Source organism: Rossellomorea sp. GQ25 (genome assembly GCF_059758515.1).
Genome location: NZ_JCAXEQ010000004.1, coordinates 99862 through 120359, shown reverse-complemented (window position 1 = coordinate 120359; position 20498 = coordinate 99862). Strand labels below are relative to the sequence as shown.

Annotated in this window: 24 protein-coding genes; 18 read left to right on the top strand and 6 right to left on the bottom strand. The window is 40.1% G+C overall.

Annotation, left to right across the window (positions count from 1 at the left end; translation table 11 throughout):
- Positions 1–55: 55 nt before the first annotated feature.
- Both AC6CIB_RS14010 and AC6CIB_RS14005 read left to right on the top strand, forming a co-directional pair.
- Positions 56–295, top strand: a complete 240-nt coding sequence (locus AC6CIB_RS14010; protein ID WP_498281615.1) for a YrhC family protein — start codon at positions 56–58, stop codon at positions 293–295.
- A gap of 942 nt (positions 296–1237) precedes the next feature.
- Positions 1238–1378 carry a YrzI family small protein gene (locus tag AC6CIB_RS14005; protein ID WP_498281613.1) on the top strand — a complete coding sequence of 47 codons (141 nt, stop codon included), beginning with the start codon at positions 1238–1240 and terminating at the stop codon, positions 1376–1378.
- Positions 1379–1868: 490 nt separating this feature from the next.
- Here the strand turns inward: AC6CIB_RS14005 and sigK are convergent, their stop codons facing one another.
- Positions 1869–2585: an RNA polymerase sporulation sigma factor SigK gene (gene sigK / locus AC6CIB_RS14000; protein WP_498281611.1), complete on the bottom strand. Its 717-nt coding sequence runs from the start codon at positions 2583–2585 to the stop codon at positions 1869–1871.
- A gap of 196 nt (positions 2586–2781) precedes the next feature.
- Here sigK and AC6CIB_RS13995 point away from each other — a divergent pair, with 196 nt between their 5' ends.
- Positions 2782–2919 carry a hypothetical protein gene (locus AC6CIB_RS13995; RefSeq protein ID WP_172655779.1) on the top strand — a complete coding sequence of 46 codons (138 nt, stop codon included), beginning with the start codon at positions 2782–2784 and terminating at the stop codon, positions 2917–2919.
- Positions 2920–2987: 68 nt separating this feature from the next.
- Here AC6CIB_RS13995 and pssA read toward each other — a convergent pair whose 3' ends face one another.
- A complete protein-coding gene (gene pssA / locus AC6CIB_RS13990; RefSeq protein WP_498281608.1) occupies positions 2988–3527 on the bottom strand; it encodes a CDP-diacylglycerol--serine O-phosphatidyltransferase in 540 nt (179 codons plus the stop codon).
- A 229-nt stretch (positions 3528–3756) separates the two neighbouring features.
- Between pssA and AC6CIB_RS13985 the strand changes: the two genes are divergently transcribed.
- Positions 3757–4539, top strand: a complete 783-nt coding sequence (locus AC6CIB_RS13985) for a phosphatidylserine decarboxylase (protein WP_498281606.1) — start codon at positions 3757–3759, stop codon at positions 4537–4539.
- A 127-nt stretch (positions 4540–4666) separates the two neighbouring features.
- On the opposite strand, the gene AC6CIB_RS13980 is transcribed toward AC6CIB_RS13985, so the two are convergent.
- Positions 4667–4807: a sporulation histidine kinase inhibitor Sda gene (locus tag AC6CIB_RS13980; protein WP_113970654.1), complete on the bottom strand. Its 141-nt coding sequence runs from the start codon at positions 4805–4807 to the stop codon at positions 4667–4669.
- Between the two features lie 463 nt (positions 4808–5270).
- On the opposite strand from AC6CIB_RS13980, the gene AC6CIB_RS13975 reads away from it, so the two are divergent.
- The 8 genes from AC6CIB_RS13975 to AC6CIB_RS13940 are packed head-to-tail and all read left to right on the top strand — an operon-like array spanning position 5271 to position 10270.
- On the top strand, positions 5271–5792 hold the full coding sequence (locus tag AC6CIB_RS13975) for a YqeG family HAD IIIA-type phosphatase (protein WP_498281604.1): 522 nt from the start codon (positions 5271–5273) through the stop codon (positions 5790–5792).
- Positions 5789–6889, top strand: a complete 1101-nt coding sequence (yqeH, locus tag AC6CIB_RS13970) for a ribosome biogenesis GTPase YqeH (protein WP_498281602.1) — start codon at positions 5789–5791, stop codon at positions 6887–6889. The genes AC6CIB_RS13975 and yqeH overlap by 4 nt, the downstream gene beginning before the upstream one ends.
- Before the next feature lie 10 nt (positions 6890–6899).
- Positions 6900–7745 (top strand): shikimate dehydrogenase, encoded by an 846-nt coding sequence (gene aroE, locus AC6CIB_RS13965; protein WP_498281600.1) that lies wholly within the window; start codon positions 6900–6902, stop codon positions 7743–7745.
- The gene (gene yhbY, locus AC6CIB_RS13960) at positions 7732–8025 is read left to right on the top strand and encodes a ribosome assembly RNA-binding protein YhbY (RefSeq protein WP_498281598.1); all 294 of its coding nucleotides are present in this window, start codon (positions 7732–7734) and stop codon (positions 8023–8025) included. The genes aroE and yhbY overlap by 14 nt, the downstream gene beginning before the upstream one ends.
- Positions 8026–8039: 14 nt before the next feature.
- Positions 8040–8606, top strand: a complete 567-nt coding sequence (locus AC6CIB_RS13955) for a nicotinate-nucleotide adenylyltransferase (RefSeq protein WP_498282173.1) — start codon at positions 8040–8042, stop codon at positions 8604–8606.
- Positions 8599–9165, top strand: a complete 567-nt coding sequence (yqeK, locus tag AC6CIB_RS13950) for a bis(5'-nucleosyl)-tetraphosphatase (symmetrical) YqeK (protein ID WP_498281596.1) — start codon at positions 8599–8601, stop codon at positions 9163–9165. Before AC6CIB_RS13955 ends, yqeK begins: the two co-directional genes overlap by 8 nt.
- A gap of 4 nt (positions 9166–9169) precedes the next feature.
- Positions 9170–9523: a ribosome silencing factor gene (gene rsfS, locus AC6CIB_RS13945; protein WP_498281594.1), complete on the top strand. Its 354-nt coding sequence runs from the start codon at positions 9170–9172 to the stop codon at positions 9521–9523.
- On the top strand, positions 9524–10270 hold the full coding sequence (locus tag AC6CIB_RS13940; RefSeq protein ID WP_498281592.1) for a class I SAM-dependent DNA methyltransferase: 747 nt from the start codon (positions 9524–9526) through the stop codon (positions 10268–10270).
- Between the two features lie 775 nt (positions 10271–11045).
- On the opposite strand, the gene comER is transcribed toward AC6CIB_RS13940, so the two are convergent.
- Positions 11046–11867: a late competence protein ComER gene (gene comER / locus AC6CIB_RS13935; protein WP_498281590.1), complete on the bottom strand. Its 822-nt coding sequence runs from the start codon at positions 11865–11867 to the stop codon at positions 11046–11048.
- 80 nt (positions 11868–11947) lie between these two features.
- Between comER and AC6CIB_RS13930 the strand changes: the two genes are divergently transcribed.
- The 3 genes from AC6CIB_RS13930 to AC6CIB_RS13920 all read left to right on the top strand — a co-directional run bounded on the left by AC6CIB_RS13930 (position 11948) and on the right by AC6CIB_RS13920 (position 15463).
- Entirely contained in the window at positions 11948–12559 is a 612-nt protein-coding gene (locus AC6CIB_RS13930) for a helix-hairpin-helix domain-containing protein (RefSeq protein ID WP_498281588.1), read from the top strand.
- 80 nt (positions 12560–12639) lie between these two features.
- Positions 12640–13203, top strand: coding sequence for a ComE operon protein 2 (locus AC6CIB_RS13925; RefSeq protein ID WP_498281586.1), 564 nt, complete (start codon positions 12640–12642; stop codon positions 13201–13203).
- Positions 13196–15463: a DNA internalization-related competence protein ComEC/Rec2 gene (locus AC6CIB_RS13920; RefSeq protein ID WP_498281584.1), complete on the top strand. Its 2268-nt coding sequence runs from the start codon at positions 13196–13198 to the stop codon at positions 15461–15463. The genes AC6CIB_RS13925 and AC6CIB_RS13920 overlap by 8 nt, the downstream gene beginning before the upstream one ends.
- Positions 15464–15614: 151 nt before the next feature.
- On the opposite strand, the gene AC6CIB_RS13915 is transcribed toward AC6CIB_RS13920, so the two are convergent.
- Positions 15615–15749, bottom strand: coding sequence for a YqzM family protein (locus AC6CIB_RS13915; protein ID WP_044339687.1), 135 nt, complete (start codon positions 15747–15749; stop codon positions 15615–15617).
- A 293-nt stretch (positions 15750–16042) separates the two neighbouring features.
- Between AC6CIB_RS13915 and holA the strand changes: the two genes are divergently transcribed.
- Positions 16043–17071: a DNA polymerase III subunit delta gene (gene holA / locus AC6CIB_RS13910; protein ID WP_498281582.1), complete on the top strand. Its 1029-nt coding sequence runs from the start codon at positions 16043–16045 to the stop codon at positions 17069–17071.
- A gap of 77 nt (positions 17072–17148) precedes the next feature.
- Here holA and rpsT read toward each other — a convergent pair whose 3' ends face one another.
- Positions 17149–17400 carry a 30S ribosomal protein S20 gene (gene rpsT / locus AC6CIB_RS13905; RefSeq protein WP_044339591.1) on the bottom strand — a complete coding sequence of 84 codons (252 nt, stop codon included), beginning with the start codon at positions 17398–17400 and terminating at the stop codon, positions 17149–17151.
- Positions 17401–17602: 202 nt separating this feature from the next.
- On the opposite strand from rpsT, the gene gpr reads away from it, so the two are divergent.
- Complete coding sequence (gpr, locus tag AC6CIB_RS13900) at positions 17603–18712, top strand: GPR endopeptidase (RefSeq protein ID WP_498281580.1); 1110 nt, start codon at positions 17603–17605, stop codon at positions 18710–18712.
- A 557-nt stretch (positions 18713–19269) separates the two neighbouring features.
- A complete protein-coding gene (gene spoIIP / locus AC6CIB_RS13895; RefSeq protein WP_498281578.1) occupies positions 19270–20478 on the top strand; it encodes a stage II sporulation protein P in 1209 nt (402 codons plus the stop codon).
- The last annotated feature ends 20 nt before the right edge of the window (positions 20479–20498 follow it).

Below are 20498 nucleotides of genomic sequence, written 5' to 3'. Positions count from 1 at the left end.
GTTAGTATGTTACCATAGAATGAGAGTTTACTAGTTCTAAAGTAGGTGAATGCACATGAAGAACGCAAAGAAAAGGACCATTCAACAAAAAATGAACGACTTCAAGCGATTTGGTTTTACGTTACTTGCACTTAGTGTCTTTATGTATTTAGGGGTTATTATTCCAACAGAAACGGTCACACCAAGTAAAACGATCACCCTCATGACAGGGACCGTTGTTTTACTCGGATTGTCACTTATATTTTTTACAAAAGCGATCAAATATAAAAAAGATATGCAATCTGTAGATGAATAAATAATGTAAAGCGGGTTCTCATTGAGGACTCGTTTTTTCTTGTCGTTTTAAAAGGGGGCTGATGGTGAGCATCCTCACCCGCATATAGGATCTCATCCACAGGTTTTGTATAGATTCCAAAAAAGTAAATTCATTTTTTGTATGAGTGGAGTGCGAAAACCTGGACCGTTCCTTTCCGCTCCAATCCACTCTGTGCTAATTATTTTTTTCATGAAATAGTTCCTATTGTAGATATGTTGAGCGTTTGTTCTTAAAACAACCTATCTACAAAGGTGCTAAAAAACAATATATTGATAACTATATACCGGTCATAAGTCAATGTTTATCTTTCTTACTGCCCCATTGGATCATTGGAAATCATATCCTGTACATTCTATATTTATTTTACTCATCTTTAAGCTCTGTCACGAAGATCTTTTATAGATGGTGAGGGGAACTGCGTAGATTCCTGCGGAAGAACGGGCGTGCCGAGACCCCGGAAGCGAGGCTGAGGAGGCTCGGCCGAACGCTAGCTGCAAGCGGAGCGGTCCCCTCACCATCAAGCACATACTCATTGACAGAGCGCCCGGCAGATCTGATGTCTAAAAAACACAAACCTGTGAAAAAGAACATTCTAGAATCAAGTGGAAATTTGTAGAAAAAATAATAAGGAAAGTGGTTTACTTTCTTATGAAAATTGGATATACTAACCAATGTAAGAAAAAATCACAAGAGGGAGGTCGAAGAACATGTTTTTGCTTAATGGAAAAAAGGACACAACTTCATATTGTTTTCATCATTCGACCACTTGTGGGATGCTTTACGCTTAATTTTAAATCCATTAAATGATAGCCACATGGAGAATGTAGGTTCCTGTGGCTTTTTTGTGCCACAAGGATCGTCTCTTTGTGGCTTTTTAGTATGCCTTGCAGTTCTGCAGGCACTTTGAAAGGGGTGATACGTATGACACTGAATCTTTTATTTATAACGATAACGTTCAATAAGAAACAAGAAACGTTTGAAGAAGCGAGGCACAATGAAACGGTTTCAAAATCCTATGAAGAAACGAAAACCAAGAACCAATACATGTCGCAATTGTTCTAAGTTGATATCAAAAAATGGAGAGGGGAATGAAATATGATTTATGTACAGGAGAAAAGGCTTAATGCGCTATGGGTAGAGAAGGATACTGCCTAACGAAACAAAAGGTGGGTGGAACGATGTTTTTAAATATTGTTTTTTGGTCGGCTTTCTTGCATAAAAAGAAGAAGCAGGATAAGAAATAAATGATTAAGGAGGATGCCTTTTTTGCCGGGTGTCCTCCTTTGTTTTTATTGGGTTACGAGGGGCTAAGACAGACACAGTTCCGTCAATCTTTAGTAATAAGTTGTTCACGAATGAAAGGGGAATATCCGGCTTTTCGTGATACATTAATAGTAAGAAGAACAATAGTAATTACTAAGAGGAAGTGAGATTACGATGTTTTCAATGATCATGGGTCATGTCGTAACATCTGTGATTGATCTGATTATTGCCGCTGAAGTCAGTGTTGAATAGAGAATAAAAAAAAGCGATCCGAGCCTGGATCGCTTTTTTATGATTTATTCCGTTTTTCTTTTTCCTCACGATAAAATTCATGAAACATCTTCATGAGTGCCCTTTTCTCGATTCGTGATACATAGCTTCTTGAGATACCTAATTCCTTGGCAATTTCACGTTGGGTTTTTTCCTCTTTCAAGTCTAATCCGAATCGTCCGACGATTACTTCTTTTTCCCTCTCGTCCAGAACGCAAATGTATTTTCTTACCTTTTCAAGTTCCATACTTAATTGAATTGTATCGATGACATCATCACTCTCAGACTTTAAGATATCAATTAAGCTGATTTCGTTTCCTTCTTTATCTTGACCGATAGGATCGTGAAGAGAGACATCTTTTTTCGTTTTCTTGAGAGCACGAAGATGCATAAGAATCTCATTCTCGATACATCGTGCCGCATAGGTTGCAAGCTTTGTGCCCTTGCCTTCTGAATAACTTTCAATTGCCTTTATCAATCCGATGGTCCCGATGGAAATTAAATCTTCTGGATCTTCGCCTGTGTTTTCAAATTTCTTGACGATGTGAGCAACCAATCGCAGGTTATGTTCAATGAGCATGTTTCGGGCATGCTCATCTCCTTCTGCCATCAGCCTTAAATATTTTCGTTCATCTGATGCAGATAGAGGTTGAGGGAATGCATTATTCTTTACGTAAGAAACGAGGAAAATTAACTCTTTAAAGAAATACCCAAGTGCTGTTAGAACTCCAGACATATTCACACCTCCATGAGGACTTAAGCCTATACTCATTCATATGATACGAAAGGGATGTCCTTGCATGTCCCTAGAAAGTAATCAAAAAAAAGCAAACTTTCTTATCTGGGATTCGGGAAAGAAAGTTAGAAACTGCCTATACGCTATTTTCCTACAAACATATACTAGTAGTAAAAGTAGGTGAGGAGGTATTGCAATGCCGTATGGATACCCTTGTTATGGACCAGTCTATCCAGGTTACTATGGTGGTGGCGGATTCTACTTCGCTCTAGTCGTTGTATTACTAATCTTACTTTTCCTGTTTGGTGGATGGTGGTACTACAATAACTGTTAGCCTGACAAGCACAACATCTATAACCAAACAAAGCCCTGTTCAAGGTGAACAGGGCTTTGTCATACCCCTTACATCTTCTTCAATGTAAAAGGGCTGACCATTAAAACAGCTAGAGTGATTGTCATACATAAAATCAGCACACCTGAAACAAACGGGATAGCCAGGTAGCAGAGGGTCAGTAAACATCCGGCTACAGTGATCGGCAATCCCGTAAAGTAGCCATCGTTTTCTGAAATATTGAATCCGGCTAATCGAAAAGCTCCACACCCAATATAAAATATGGTGAAAAACATCCCCGGAAAGTCATACTGATTAAGAACGGATATATACAGGAGTAGGGCAGGAGCTATGCCGAATGAAATGATATCACTCATGGAATCCAGCTGTTTCCCTAACTCAGACTCAATTTGCATTTTCCTCGCAACCATCCCATCGAATCGGTCTGTTAAGGCAGCGATGAAAATCAATAACAAGCTTAGGTTTAATTGGTTATGAAGTATTGAAATAATAGCAAATCCACCTAATGATAAGTTGGACAAAGTAATGAGGTTGGCCGTTTGAGTTTTAAGCTTTTTAAATGTTTGATCGACGACTTCGGAGAGAAACAATCATCACTCACTCCCTTCGAAAAAAGTTTGTTCACTACTGAACATGTATTCTGGCTAACTTGTTCGCTTTCCATACGCCTTGCAAATACAATTGGAACGATAATAACAATATACGTTAAATCCCGCAGTGAAAAAAGATTCTTATAAATATAGTATATAATAATATTTTATTATATACTTATTAAACTGTTAAAGTTAATCGTTTTTTAGGAATTTGTGAGGGATATCAATGAAGCAATCCATTTATCGTCTATTTATCGAACTAACGAATAAAAAATGGTCCTCTTATATGATCAGGAAATTTGTACAGTCTCCTTTGAGTCGGCCATTTATTTCATCATTTATCAAAACGTACAAAATAAATGTGGATGAAATAGAAGGCCAAGTAGCTGACTATAAAACGCTCCATGATTTCTTTATAAGAAACCTGAAAGAAGATGCAAGGATCGTGAAATATAGTGAGAAACAAGCGGTCAGTCCAGTTGATGGATTATTGGCCGAAACCGGCATCATTTCCGATGACCTGGTAATTGAAGTGAAAGGAAAGCCCTACTCCATTCTTGATATGCTTGGTAGTGAAGAGAAAACTTCTGATTATAGTGGGGGAGAATTCGCGGTATTTTATTTGAGCCCTGCGAATTATCACCGCATTCACAGCCCGGTTTCAGGCACGATTCTCAGCAGGTGGTCACTTGGGCAACATTCTTACCCGGTCAACGAGCTGGGATTGTTGTACGGAAAAGAAGCCCTTTCAAAAAACTTCCGCTCGATTACGGAGCTGAAGCATGAAAAAGGGAAAGTAGCTGTAGTAAAAGTAGGAGCCATGTTTGTCAATAGCATTGATTATGTCCATGAGGGGAAAGAATGGGGGCAAGGCGAAGAAGTCGCATACTTCAGCTTCGGCTCCACCGTCATTCTCCTGTTTGAAAAAGATACCTTTCGTTTCAATCAAAGTGAAGAAGTACCAAGAAATGTAATGGTAGGAGAAACAATTGGAGATTTCATTAAATAACGCTGCTTTCTAAAGATTGAAGCGGAAAAATCGACCACTGCTAGCTTAGTCACATTTTTACGAAAAACAGCCTAATATAAAAAGAGGACGGATTTCAAACAAATCCGTCCCATTTCATGTTAGTATTCTACGATGAAGCTTTTATTTTATTAGTAAGAGATCGACGGTGAATTTCCATTTCGATGAGGCGAATGAATTCTGTATTGAGTTTCAACTCCAACGCTTTGAAATAAGAATCAATCAACAGTTCGTCCGATAATTTCCTCATTAATGCCACCTCCAATAATCATCATCTTTTTTGTATCTCGAAACATAATGTTAGTACGGTTTTAAGTAGTAATTAAACTTTACCAAAATTATTTTTTCAGAACAAGCGTTCCTTTATCCACAGTTCACGGTGGATAAGTTGTGACTAACTTGTATATAACTGGTAAATAAGCGATGTTTATGTCTTGTATATTGTGCATAAGGTTATCCACAACCATGAAAGCAATTGGAAATATGTCGAAAAATATTTATTCTCCTTGGGAATATTTATGGAATTCAAGGAATATATGTGATTTATTTTGAATCTGCAGGAAAAATTGGTTATCATTAATCTGTTATAGGTTAAAAGATACTATAGAGAGAATAAGTATCCGCAGAAACACAATTGACGTGGAGCTATACGACTAAGAAGAAAAGTAAAACAATAAAGTATATAAATGATAATGAAATTTGAGGTGCTGCAAGTGATAAAGCAATTTTTACCCGATGAACAGGTTCAAGATATTTTTAATATCAGACCGGAGTATTTAAAACAAAAAGGAATTAAAGCGATCATTACAGATTTAGATAATACGTTAGTGGAATGGGATCGTCCCAATGCCACCCCTAAATTGATTCAGTGGTTTAAAGAAATGCAGGAGCATGGAATCCTTGTGACCATTGTGTCCAATAATAACAAAAACCGGGTGGGAGCATTTGCAGAGCCTTTGGGCGTTCCGTTTATATTCCAGGCCCGTAAGCCAATGGGACGTGCTTTTAAAAGGGCGATTCAGGAAATGGGTGTGAAGAAGGAAGAGTCGGTAGTCATTGGAGACCAGCTGTTAACAGATGTACTAGGCGGAAATCGAAACGGTTTTCATACGATATTGGTTGTTCCTGTTGCACAATCAGATGGATTTATCACAAAGTTCAATCGTCGGGTAGAACGAAGAATAATGAAGTTTTTCAAGCGTAAAGGCATGCTTGAGTGGGAGGATAAAAAGTGAGTCAAGTTGTATGTATAGGATGTGGCGTTGAAATCCAGACGGAGAATAAGGAAGGGATGGGGTATGCACCTCCTTCAGCTATTCAAAAAGAAGAGATTATTTGTCAACGTTGCTTTAGATTAAAGCATTATAATGAAGTCCAGGATGTCCCCTTAACGGATGATGACTTCTTGAAAATTTTAAATGAACTTGGTGATTCAGAAGGGTTGATTGTCAAGATCGTCGATATATTCGATTTCAATGGGAGCTGGCTGCCTGGATTGCATCGTTTCGTGGGATCTAACCCGATTCTGCTCATTGGAAACAAAGTGGATCTGCTGCCCAAGTCTGTGAAACCCTCCAAGCTGATTCATTGGATGAAGCATGAAGCAAGTCAATTAGGATTAAAGCCTATTGATGTACAGTTAGTAAGTGCCGCAAAAGGTCAGGGAATTGCCGAAGCGATCGAAGCGATTGAACATTATCGAAATGGAAAAGACGTGTATGTAGTAGGGTGTACAAACGTAGGGAAATCAACGTTCATAAACCGTATTATCAAGCATGTATCAGGAGAACAAGATGTCATTACGACTTCTCATTTCCCTGGTACCACTCTCGATATGATTCAAATTCCACTTGATGATGAAGAATCACTCATTGATACGCCGGGAATCATTAATCATCATCAGATGGCCCATTTTGTTGATAAACAGGATTTGAAAATCATTACTCCTAAGAAAGAAATCAAGCCGAGAACCTTCCAGTTGAATCCAGAACAAACCTTGTTCTTCGGTGGGCTTGCCCGGTTTGACTTCATGGCTGGTGAGCGTCAGCCATTTACCTGCTATTTCTCAAATGAGCTATCCATTCATCGCACAAAGATTGAAAAAGCCGATGATCTCTATAGGAACCATGCAGGTGAGCTGTTACAGCCGCCAAGAAAAGATGATATGGGCACATTCCCTCCACTTGTGAGGCATGAGTTCAGAATTAAAGAAGCAAAAACGGATATCGTCTTCTCAGGTTTAGGATGGATTACAGTAAATGACGCAGGGGCGACCATTGCTGCCCATGTTCCTAAAGGCGTTAGTGTTTTCTTGAGAAAATCATTAATCTAGGAGGGATTCTGTGGCTCTTTATGGTGTTCTAGGAGATCCGATTGCTCACTCTATGTCTCCCCAGATGCATAATGCCGCGTTCCAAGAATGTGGAATAGATTCTGCTTACGTGAAATTTCACGTGAAAAAAGAGCAGCTTTCCCAAGCCATTAATGGAATAAAAGCATTAGGAATTCAAGGAGTGAATGTGACAGTTCCCCATAAGGAACATGTCATGCAACTTTTAGATGAAATTGATCCATTGGCCGAGGCTATCGGGGCAGTGAATACGATTGTCAATGAAAATGGAAAGCTGATCGGTTATAATACAGACGGTCTTGGTTTTGTGGAAGGCTTGAAAAATATAGCAAATGAACAACTTGAAGATAAATCGATGCTGATTATCGGTGCCGGTGGTGCTGCGAAAGCCATTTATTATTCCCTTGCTTCTCTTGGAGTGAAAAGAATCGATGTGACCAACCGAACGGCACTGAGAGCTGAAAAGATGATTGAGGCTTGTCCTTTCTATTTGAACTCGAGTTTTCTATCTGTAGAGGCTGCTGAAAACATATTGGACCAATATGATGTGATCATCCATACAACATCTATAGGAATGTTTCCTCATATAGAAGACAGTCCATTAACAATCAAAGAGTTAAAAGAGGGATGCATCGTTAGTGACATTATCTATAATCCTTTGGAAACAGCATTATTGAAGCAAGCGAATCAGAAAGGTGCTCGTACTCAAAATGGTCTTGATATGTTTGTGTACCAGGGAGCTCTGTCATTTGAAAAGTGGACAGGAATCTTTCCACCATATTCGATTATGAAAAACACCGTTTTACAACAACTAGGAGGTCAACATGTTAACAGGTAAACAAAAAAGATATTTACGTTCAGAAGCACATCATTTAAATCCGGTTTTCCAAGTAGGGAAAGGTGGAGTCAATGAAAATATGATCAAAACAATCGGAGAAGCGATTGAAGTAAGAGAATTGATGAAAATCAGTGTACTTCAAAACTGTGATATGGATAAGTCCGAGGTTGCTGACCAGCTATCAAAAGGCGTAGGAGCAGAGATTGTCCAGGTAATTGGAAGTACCATCGTGCTATACAAAGAATCGAAGGAAAACAAGCAATTAATCCTACCACGATAAGGATTGATAAAATGATGAAAAAGGTTGGGCTCCTGGGAGGGACATTTAATCCTCCTCATATGGGCCACTTGGTTATTGCGGAACAAGTTTTAGAAAAGGCGAATTTGGATGAAATACGATTTCTTCCTAATCACGTTCCTCCTCATAAACAGGCGGATGAAAGTGTATCAGTAGATCAGCGCCTCTTCATGCTGCAAAAAGCGATTAAGAGTAACCCTCACTTTTCCATTGAACGGATTGAACTTGAAAGAGAGGGTGCCTCATACACCTACGACACCGTCAAGCTATTAACCGAGAGGGAAGAGAACACCGAGTTTTCTTTTATAATAGGCGGGGATATGATCGAATATCTACCCAAGTGGTACCGGATAGAGGAACTTCAGGAAATGGTCAGGTTCATTGGTGTTAATCGTCCTTCCTATTCACATGACACTTCATTTAATGTTCAATTGATTGAAGTACCGGCCATTGATATTTCTTCTTCCTACATTCGCAACACAGTGAAACAGGGACAATCGGTCCGCTACTTAGTCCCGGACGATGTGTATCGATTCATAAAGGAGGAGAAATTGTATGAATAGGGAAAAAGCCTTGGAAATCGTGAAAGAACATTTAACGGAACATCGATATATACACACTTGTGGAGTCGTGGAAACAAGCATAGAGCTTGCAAAGCGATATGGAGCCGATGAGAAAAAGGCAGAAATAGCGGCGATTTTCCATGACTATGCGAAGTTCCGTGATAAGCAGGAAATGCAAACAATCATTGTAGAAGAGAAGCTGGCTCAGGATCTTTTGCTGTACAATAGCGAGCTTTGGCATGCACCTGTAGGAGCGTTACTTGTAGAGCGTGAAGTTGGTATACAGGATGAAGATATTTTAAATGCCATCCGATACCATACTTCGGGAAAAGAAGAGATGACGATTTTGGACAAAGTGATCTATTTAGCTGATTACATCGAGCCGAATCGTCAATTTCCCGGGGTGGAAGAAGTGAGGGAACTCGCAAAAGAGTCATTAGACCAAGGGCTGTTGAAGGCACTTCAAAATACGATGACGTTTCTTATGAAAAAAAATCAAGCGATCTACCCAGATACATTTCGCTTTTATAACGGATTAATTTTAAACCAGAGGAGATGAAGGAATGGAACAAAATTTAGTAGAATTAGCGTTTAATGCCGCTGATGATAAACGTGCTGAAGATATTGTTGTATTAGATATGAAAGGTGTTTCTTTAATTGCGGATTATTTTCTGATCTGTCACGGGAACTCAGACAAACAAGTACAGGCCATTGCCCGAGAATTAAAGGACAGAGCAGAAGAAAACGGCTATATTGTCAAACGATTGGAAGGCTTTGATCAAGCACGCTGGATCTTAGTTGACTTAGGTGATGTCGTCGCTCACGTGTTCCATAAAGAGGAGAGAGGCTACTATAATCTAGAACGTTTATGGGGAGATGCATCCTTCGTCGAAGTTGGACAAGGTGAGAGTCACTAAATGAGTTATGAACGTTTTGCTTATGTGTACGATTATTTAATGCAGGACGTCCCATACGACGGCTGGTTGGAATTTGTCAATAAACAAGCTAAAGCCTATTCAATCCAAGGGGAAAGCGTCCTTGACATCGCTTGTGGCACCGGGGAATTATCGCTGCGCCTTGTCCGGGACGGCTACGATGTGACAGGCGTCGATCTCTCTCAGGATATGCTGATGGTAGCACAGGAAAAGGCTTTGGAAATGAGAGTAAAGCTTAATCTGTTTCAACAGGATATGTCAAAGCTTGATTCCCTTGGTGAATACGATCTTATTACGATTTTTTGTGATTCCCTGAATTACCTGGAAGACGAAAAAGACGTGGAAAATACGTTCAAAAGTGTATATGCTCATCTTAAGCACGATGGCTTATTCCTATTTGATGTGCATTCCATTTATAAAATGACGCAAATATTTATAAACCAGACGTTTACCCTTACGGATGAACATGTCTCGTACATTTGGGATTGCTTCCCTGGAGAAGTACCCAATAGTGTAGAGCATGAACTGACTTTTTTTGTGAAAGATGAGGAAACAAATCAGTACGAAAGAGTAGAAGAGCTTCACAAACAGCGCACATACCCCATTCTTACCTTAAAGGAATGGTTAATGGATGCAGGGTTCGAAGTGTTGAACATCTCTGCAGACTTCACAGAAGAAGCCCCTACAGACCATAGCGAAAGAATTTTCTTTACATGTAAGAAGAAATGATAAAAAGCCGGATCGTCTCTGAAAAGAGAATGGTCCGGCTTTTATTTATGGTTTTTGGCTCTTTTCGTAAACATTGTGGCTATTTTACAGGAGAAAGTAGTAGTTGATTTCCGCTACCGGATGATACTCGCTTTCCGCGTGGCGGGCGGTGAGCCTCCTCGCCGCTGCGCTCCTGCGGGATCTCACCTGTCTAGCTACAGGGCTTAGGGACTCGAGGTCATAAGCCAAGTCTGCCGAAAAGGCAAAAAGCGCCTTTCCTGCAGACTCGACTTATGCTTGTCGCCCTTGGCAAAGCCCTTCCGCTTTTCGTACTGTCCCGCTTCTCCCGCAGGAGTCGAGCACCTGCAGCGAGAATCAACTTTCTCAGCATAAGTTTCTAAAAAAATCTAAATATAAACAACAAACTTTTAGAAAACAACCTCTTTTAAAGAAATCAGTGGTCGATTTCTTCTAGAAATTCTGTTTTCTTTAGATTTTTTTGTCACTGTTAAGCGTTGTCACGATATTTTCTTATAGATGGTGAGGGGAACTGCGTAGACTCCGGCGGATTTTGGACGTGCCGAGACCCCGTTCGGCTAAGCTGAGGAGGATCGGCCGAACGCTAGCTGCAAGCGGAGCGGTTCCCCTCACCATCACGCACACACTAGTTGACAGAGCTTCTGGCAGATCTTATGTTTCAAAACAACAATCATTGCAAAAAGCGCCTTTATAAAAGATTTTTAAAAAATAAGAAGGAAAAAATCAATTCGTGTCGAAATATAAAAAAGGAGCCTCACTAGACTCCAAATTGTGATTTCGTTCCTTCAATATCATCCACGTACTTTTCCTGTGTGGCTTCAAATAATTTCTCGAAAACATCTCCCAGTTCTCTTTCCATTACGGAAATTCCTATTCCAGTGACTCCACCCTTTACACAAACTTTTTCTTGAAGTGTAGGTAATGTATAGATATTTTTCTTCAATAAGTCCCCAAGACCAACAAGCATTTCAGATGCTAAAACAGTGGCCGTTTCCCTATCAATTTCTGTCACTTCTGCAGCAGCGTTAATAAACCTTTGTGTAACATAACTGAAAAAAGCAGGTCCACAGCTGACAATGTCTGATGCCACTCGCGTCACATTTTCATCAATGACTACCGGTGTGGAGATATGCTCAACCAGTCTCATTAAATCCTGCCTCCATTTATCTGAACAATGACTTCCATACGTTAAAAGTGACACTCCGCTTAATGCACGATTCGTAATGCTTGGAATGAATCTGGCACAGGAACTGGTCAGGATCGATTCTAATTGCTCCACGCTTACTGGACTGGTAATTGAAACCGCGCATTTATCCCTGGTAAAACTTTTTTCATTCTCCTGAATCACATCATAAACATCATGAGGTTTCACACATATGAAGATTAAGTCAGATGACTTGATCACTTCTTCATTTGAATGGCTTACATTCACTTTATTCCATTTTTCTTTTATATCCTCGGCTTTTTTTAATGAACGATTCGTAATATGAAGATGTGAAGGAGAAATCGCTTTTGATTCAATGAGAGCTTCAATAATGATTTTCCCCATGTTCCCCGTTCCAATGATACCCACTTTCATATACAGCCCTCCTTCTATCACACTCTCTCCTAAAACTTATGAATTCCTTTCAATGAATATTCCACCAGAGGTGATTTCCTGTGCATTCCCTAATTGAAAAATACAGAACGGTTCTTGTGATTCTTGTGATTTGTGCCATTGTCCTGATTGCATATATATTAAAAGATGCTTCCGCTGCTCCTGTTAAAGATGCTTCTTTTACAGCCGCTCCCGTTAAAACAGAAAAGGAGCCTGAAGAATTGAAAATAGTCGAAAAAGTATTTGTAGACGTAAAGGGGGAGGTTGTTAAACCTGGGTTATATGAAGTCAGGCAGGGAGACAGGTTGAAGTTTGTGATCGATCGAGCCGGTGGTTTCACCGCAGAAGCAGATAAGAAAGTGATCAATTTAGCGGTAAAGGTATCAGACGAAATGATGATTTATGTCCCTAAAATCGGAGAAATAGAAACGCCCCAGCAGATTATAGCTCCTTCAATGCCTGGGACCGATTCAGGAAAGGGAAGAATCAACATTAATACAGCCACTCAACAGGAATTCGAAACACTGCCCGGAATTGGGCCTGCGAAAGCTTCAACCTTTATACAATATCGCGAAGAACATGGTCCGTTTGCGACTATAGAAGAGATTCAAAACATCTCTGGAGTCGGAGAAAAAACTTTTGAGAAATTAAAAGAATTTATTTATGTTCAATGAATTGACGAAACATAGGAAGTCTTTATACACTTAAACAAGCAAATGAAAATGCACCTAAAAACATAGAAGGGGGAATGGTGATGGAAAGAATCGCTTGGCATCAATATTTTATGGCCCAAAGTCAGCTCCTTGCCCTGCGCAGCACATGTACAAGACTGGCGGTGGGGGCAACCATCGTTCGTGAAAAACGAATCATTGCAGGAGGCTATAACGGCTCCATTGCAGGAGGGGATCATTGTATAGATGAAGGGTGCTATGTGATTGACAATCACTGCGTGAGGACCATTCATGCCGAAATGAATGCTTTGCTTCAATGTTCAAAGTTTGGGGTAGGAACGGAAAATGCGGATATTTATGTTACTCACTTCCCCTGTCTTCAATGCTGTAAGGCTCTTATCCAGGCAGGAATCAAAACGGTTTATTATGCAAAAGATTATAAAAATCATTCTTATGCCATTGAACTTTTCCAAAAGGCAAACGTCCATGTAGAGAAAGTGCCCTTTCAAGAAAGCAGCATCGACGTAAAACACAAAGAAAAAGCCTCCATGATGCTTCAATTAATCGAAGACTTGAGAAATCAAGGTGCTGAAGACGAGAAGCTCGATTACTATGAACAAGAATACATAAAACTATTTAATGAATAGAGGATTATACCTTTACTCCGCGATTTCAGTACTTTCAGGAACATTACTGGCACTTCAATTTCATTGGGGTGCTGTCGTTCTTGCTCTGCTTCTGTTATCCCTTTTCCTCAGAAAAATGACCTTCACCATCCTTTTTCTCTGCCTCGTATTTCTCTTTATTTCCTTTCTCAACACCACTATTCAAGAAAAGAGACAGAAAACCGTGCTGTCATCAGAACCTGAACCGATCGACTTACAAATAGTGATCAATGACATTCCAACCATCGATGGGAATTCCTTTGTTGCCCTCGCTCAAATAAAGAAAGAGAAGGTTCTCATGCGCTATTATTTCTCTTCAGAGGAAGAAAAACGAAAATTCCAACATGTGAAACCCGGTTTTGTGTGTGAAGTGAAGGGGGAGTTAACAGAACCCAAACCGAATAAAAATCCAAACTTGTTTCATTATAAAAATTATTTAGCTCATCGAGGAGTGTATTGGATTCTTGGCGTAAACGTATTTGAGAAGTGTGCAGATCAAAGTAAATGGAAACATTCCCTCATAAATCTGAGATTCAATGGATTGAAAAAAATCGAAAGGGAATTTCCATCTTCAACAGTAGGAATGACCCAAGCGTTACTATTTGGAGAAACAGGGATGATCGCTGAAGAGACGATGAAGGCATTCAAAGAGCTCGGTGTCGTTCATTTACTGGCAATTTCAGGCCTGCACGTTGGGTTGATCTTTGCGATTCTTTACTATTGTCTATTGAGGATCGGCGTCACAAAAGAATCGGTGACATGGATAGGGATTGTTTTTCTCCTATGTTATATCGTATTGACGGGCGCATCACCTTCCGTGATGAGGGCATCTTCCATGCTGATCGTGATTCTGCTCAGTAGAAAAGTGGCGAGTAAGTTAAGTACAATCGACAGTTTGTCCATGGTATTTGTGATGTTAGTTTTATATGATCCATATTCTGTATTCAATATTGGATTTCAGCTGTCATTTATGGTGAGTTTTTCTATTGTAGTATCGTCAGCAGTTATACTAAATACTTCTTCATTCATTGCACAATTGATGAAAGTAACACTTGTTGCCCAGCTATCTTCGTTACCTATCATCATCTATCATTTCTATGAATTTTCTTTGATGGGCTTTCTCACGAATCTTCTTTATGTACCCCTTTTCTCAGTCATTGTTCTTCCCTTGACCATCATCGTCTATATTCTGTCAGTTGAGTGGTTGATTCTGCTCCATAAACATCTTATGGATGGAATACAATGGGTATCTACTTTTATCGCTTCTTTTCCATTAAGCACAATTGTGATGGGAAGACCTCCATTTCTGTTATTGATTGGTTACCTAATAGCTATTTATGTTGTATTTGTTTGGTTTGAAAAGAGGAAATATATGCTTTCCGGGCTTCTTTTGCTTTTCTATGGAGCCTTACACATGCTTCTAAACACCTATAATCCTTATGGAGAGATTGTATTTATGGATGTTGGGCAGGGTGATGCTACATTGGTCAAGCTGCCGTACAATCGAGGAACCTATCTTATCGATACAGGTGGGGAAGTGCAGTTTCCAAAAGAAGAATGGGAAGAGAGAAAGAATCGTTTTTCTGTAGGGGAAGACATCGTCGTTCCTTTTTTGAAAAGTAAAGGTATCACGTCCATTGACACCCTAATCTTAACACACGGAGATCTCGATCATATTGGCGGATCAGAAGCGGTTCTTGAGGAAATGAAAGTGAACGAAGTCTTGATTAGCCCTAACAGCGAAGAGAAAGGCGAAATGAAGAAAATCATGAAAATCGTCCGACAAAAGAGAATTCCTGTTAAAGAAGCACATTATCCATACAGTTGGGCTGGTGATGATGATGGACTGCATATTGTTTCCCCACAGGATGAAGAGTATGAAGGAAACAATGACTCCATTGTATTATATGGAGAAATCGGGTCATTGAAATGGTTATTTACTGGAGATTTAGAAGAGCAAGGGGAGAAAGAGTTCATCCGAAACTTCGATCTGCCGATTGATGTGTTAAAAGTAGGTCATCATGGGAGTAATACGAGTACAACCGAAGAGTTCCTCGTTGAAACGAATCCGTCTGTGGCGGTGATCTCTGCGGGTGAAACCAATCGCTTTGGGCATCCTCATCCTGAAGTAATGGAACGATTGAAGAGAAGAGGAATAACTATATATAGCACCGGAGAAAATGGGGCGATCACCTATCGTTTTTGGGATAAAAAAGGAACGTTTTCAGCCCACTTGCCATAGGATGTATGACAAAGCAAATTAAGCGCTAATGAAAAAGGGGCAGACCTATCACAAGGAGTCAGGCACCTTCAAGCCATTCTGTATGATACACCAGTACCATATATGGAAGTTGAAGAAACCGGAATCTTTAAGGTCTGCCTCCTATCTTTCATTAAGAGCCGATTAACTTAATAACAGTTGCAATAACGAACATTGTAGCAAAGAATCCAAAAGAAACAATAAACCCAACGCCTGAATCTACTGCATCATTTCTTTTTGATTGTACATTCTTTTCAAATTGGTTCACAACTACCCCTCCTATTTCTATTCTAGTATAGAACATCGCTACTGAAAAATCTATACTTCACTTTACTTTTTCCTTTACTGACAAGAGTTGTCACCTATAAGTTCCCCAACCTTGGTGACACTAATCATTACAAAGGAAATACCGTTTTCGGAAAAGGTTCCTAGGTCTTCTCCGTTAACGTTAATATAGATATAGGGGGTGTCCCATATGACGGATGTCCCCTTTACCCCTTGTCAAAACCAAAAAGCTTTTTTACCATAGAGTAGAGAAAAGAATTAATGGAGAGTGCTGACTTGGTTATTGATATTTGGAAAAAAATAGAGAAATCTCAATTCTCAGCTATTTATTTAGTTTACGGAAATGAGTCATTTATTATTAATGAAACGAAACAAAGAATTGTCTCAAGTGCCCTTTCAGAAGAAGAAATGGATTTTAATTTTTCCAGTTATGATCTGGAGGAAACTCCTGTGGAAGTGGCGATAGAAGATGCAGAAACATTTCCGTTTATGGGGGAGAGAAGGGTCGTCATTCTCCAAAACCCTGTTTTCTTGACAGCTGAGAAAACAAAAGAGAAGGTAGAGCACAACATTAAACGACTGGAACAATACATACAATCACCTGCTCCCTATACAGTTCTGGTCTTTACGGCGAATTATGAAAAACTGGACGAGCGTAAAAAGATTACGAAGTCCTTGAAGAAACTGGCAGAAGTCGTAGAGGCCAAAAAGCTGAATGAGCATGAATTAAAGTCGTGGGTAAGAGAACGAGCGGCCTCTAATAGTGTTCAGATAGACGAAGATGCAATTGAAATATTGCTGACCCTCGCTGGAACAAACCTAATGATGCTAACACAAGAGCTGGACAAACTTTCTTTATACGCAAGCGATACAAACAGAATCGACGTGGAAGTGGTGGAACGATTAACAGCCCGGTCTTTGGAACAAAATATTTTCACATTAGTGGACAAGGTCGTTCACCGAAGAATAGATGAGGCATTGAGAATTTATTACGATCTTCTCAAACAAAACGAAGAACCGTTGAAGATTCTATCGATACTGGCAGGACAATTCAGACTGATATATGGAACGAAGGAACTATCACGAAGAGGATACGGGCAGCAAAAAATTGCTTCCTACCTAAAAGTACACCCTTTCAGAGTAAAACTTGCAGCAGGACAGGCCAAACACTTCAACGATAAACAACTCGCCCATATCATCGAATTGCTATCTCAAGGAGACTATGAAATCAAAACAGGAAAAATTAAAAAAGAACTGATGATTGAAATGTTTCTGTTTAAACTTCATGATCAGAGTTTTACGTGATTTTTAATTCAATTCAATTCAATAAATAATGAGGAAAAGAAAAACCACCTGGCCATAGGGCGAGGTGGTTTTTTCAATTAGTTCGCTTTTTTCATAAGGCGAGACTTTTGACGATCCGCAGCGTTTTTGTGGATAAGACCTTTTTGAGCTGCTTTGTCTAATTGACGAACCGCTTCTGTTGCTAATTCTTTAGCGTTATCTGCGCTGTTAGCAGCTGCAGCTTCTGCTTTCTTGATAGCAGTACGCATTGTAGATTTCACAGCAGCGTTTTGAGCGTTGCGCTCGTTGCTAGTTTTTACACGTTTGATAGCTGATTTGATATTTGGCATTCCTGTCACCTCCTATAAAAGGATCGAGATTCTATGTGACTCGATTTAAATTCCTAAACAATAAGAACAAATGATATTTTATCAAACGAACAGTGATATTGCAATACTATGTATTGAAATTAAACGAGTGAATGAACCCATACGAAAAAGGTAAACATAAAAAAATAGTAGATAACATCCCAAGCCAGGAGGTAGAGTCGAAATGAAAAACGAAGAAATCGATTACAGTAAATATTCAATTCGAACCGATCTTGCCGTTGAAGCAAGAGAAATGGTCGTCAGTGATAATGCGGAAGATACGTCATCCATCCAAGGAGTCATGATTAAAGAGAAAGAAGAGGATGGGGTAAAAGTTTCCCTTGTCACCGTTACACCTGAAGGAGAAGAGAAAATCGGTAAAAAACCAGGTAATTACTTAACCATCGAGGCTCATGGAATTCGCCAGGAAGATGCAGAACTGCAACAAAGAGTTGAAAAAGTATTTGCCAATGAATTTAATCAATTTTTAATTAATAATAAAATCAGTAAAAATGCAAGCTGCTTAATTGTTGGACTCGGTAACTGGAATGTTACCCCCGATTCATTAGGGCCCCGCGTCTGTGAAGATATCATTGTGACGAGACATCTTTTTGAACTGCAACCGGAATCAGTGGAGGAGGGCTATCGACCGGTCAGTGCCCTCGTGCCTGGTGTGATGGGGCTGACGGGCATTGAAACGAGCGATATCATTTTCGGTGTAGTAGAGAAATCCAAACCCGACTTCATCATTGCCATCGATGCCCTGGCCTCCCGTTCCATTGAGCGTGTCAATTCTACCATTCAGATTTCGGATACAGGCATACATCCAGGATCAGGAGTAGGGAACAAACGAAAAGGATTGGATCAGGAAACATTAGGGGTTCCGGTTATTGCCATCGGCGTTCCGACCGTACTCGATGCTGTCACAATCGTAAGTGATACAGTCGACTTTCTCTTAAAACATTTTGGGAAAGAAATGAGAGAAGGAGGTCGTCCATCCAGATCCCTTGCCCCTGCAGGATTAAGCTTCGGTGAGAGAAGGAAATTAACGGAAGAAGATCTTCCGGAGGAACAACATCGTCAAACCTTCATGGGAATTGTCGGAACACTCGAGGATCAGGAAAAACGAAAACTGATTCATGAAGTATTGGCTCCCATTGGTCATAATCTGATGGTCACACCTAAAGAAGTGGACGTATTCATGGAAGACATGGCCAACCTCATCGCAAGCGGTTTGAATGCTGCACTTCATGATGCGGTTGATCAGGAGAATGCGGGTTATCAGACGAGATAGATGGCATGTGAAAGTAGCGCCTTGGGGTAGGTAATGATCCTTGAGGCGCTTTTTGGATTGCTGAATGATGTGAGGGAATAGGGTGGTCGGATATTGAGGGAAATTGTCAGATCTCGAATATCCTGGTTCCGGAATCAGTGTGGTCTGCGATCAAATCGTGTCGAAAAGAACGTTTCGACGATATATTTGAAATTTCGCCGATAAAATCAAAATATCGCCGTTATCCATAAATCATTTGATGGTATTTCATAAAATTCGGAAAAAACAGGAGGTGAGCAGTGTAAATCATCAGTAGCAGGGCTTTTTGTCGTGAAAATGGCGCATTCTACGAAAAAAATCATCCCTAAAATAATCGGATTTTTCCATATTCACTCTACCGCCTTGTCCTTTCTAAATCCTACTTCTATCCCCATCCCCTTCCAGCTCACCCTAAAAATAATAGATTCCCCCGTTTAACTTTCCACCAATAACCTCATAATGACTACTAAATATAGTTCTACTATCTCTAGTAATGACATACGTTGTACTAGAGTAGGATTTAAGGAAAGGGTGGGAGAATGAGGTCGTATAAAGCGCCTAATTATGTAGTAGCGATTAATATGTCAACGATACTGAAAGGGATGTTGATCTTCGTGGCAGGATTGCTCTCGATTTTTTCGATAACGGGCATCCTCACTTCCTTGAACCCTGAGTATAGAATTACATCGAATTCATTGAATCAAGCGGCTTCCAATGTGAAGGGTGATGCATTATATAAGATCTTGGCATTAGAAAACCGGTCTTTTAATCAAATTTTGACTGAAGAAGAGCAGGCTTTACCGAATTTGTCATCCCTCCTTTTTCAAGTGGCTACCAATGTGAGCTTTGAAGATCCCCGAAGTTTCCTGGGGAGAGAGCTTCCGGGTTTCTCGATTTTCGATGGGGATATCCTCGTGGCCGGAGAAGGAACGGATTTTACGAATATGCCGATTGAGTCGGTCCCCCCTCCTGAAGCTCTCGAAGCGAGGAATGAAGCACCACTTAAGAATGTTGAAAATCGTAAAGAACCGGATCAAAAGAGTGGGGACGTGGCCCCACCATTATCAACCGGAAATAAAAAGACAGTTCATCTTTACTTCACCCACACCCGTGAATCCTATCTGCCTTACTTGGAGGGTGTGACCAATCCGGATTCAGCCATGCACTCAGATGTCAATGTCACCAAGGTGGGAGACATGGTGAAGAGGAACTTAGAGGACCTTGGTATTGGAACGAGCATTGATAAAACCGATGTGATTCAGACCTTAAACAAAAAAGGATTGGATTATTGGGCTGCTTACCAGGAGTCGAGACCGTTAGTGCAGGCTGCCATGACAAGTAATAAAGACTTGCTGTATCTCGTTGACATCCATCGGGATTCTCAAAGAAGGGCTGTCACGACGGGGACAATCAATGGAAAATTTTATGCCAAGCTCGCATTTGTCGTAGGGGAAGAGCATCCGAATTACGAGCAGAATTTAAAGGTGGCAACAGAGCTTCATAAATTATTGGAAGGGAAATATAAAGGTATTTCACGTGGAGTGATTGCGAAAAAGGGAAGCGGGACAAACGGGAAGTTCAATCAGGATCTTTCAAGCAATGCCATGTTACTGGAGTTTGGTGGAGTCGATAATACGTTCGAAGAATTGGAACGTTCTGCACAGGCTTTCGCTGAAGTATTCGCTGAGTATTATTGGCAGGCTGAAAAGGTGAATCATACACCTGTCACTCCTGCTTCAAGTCAGTAATAAAAAGGATGAATGAACCC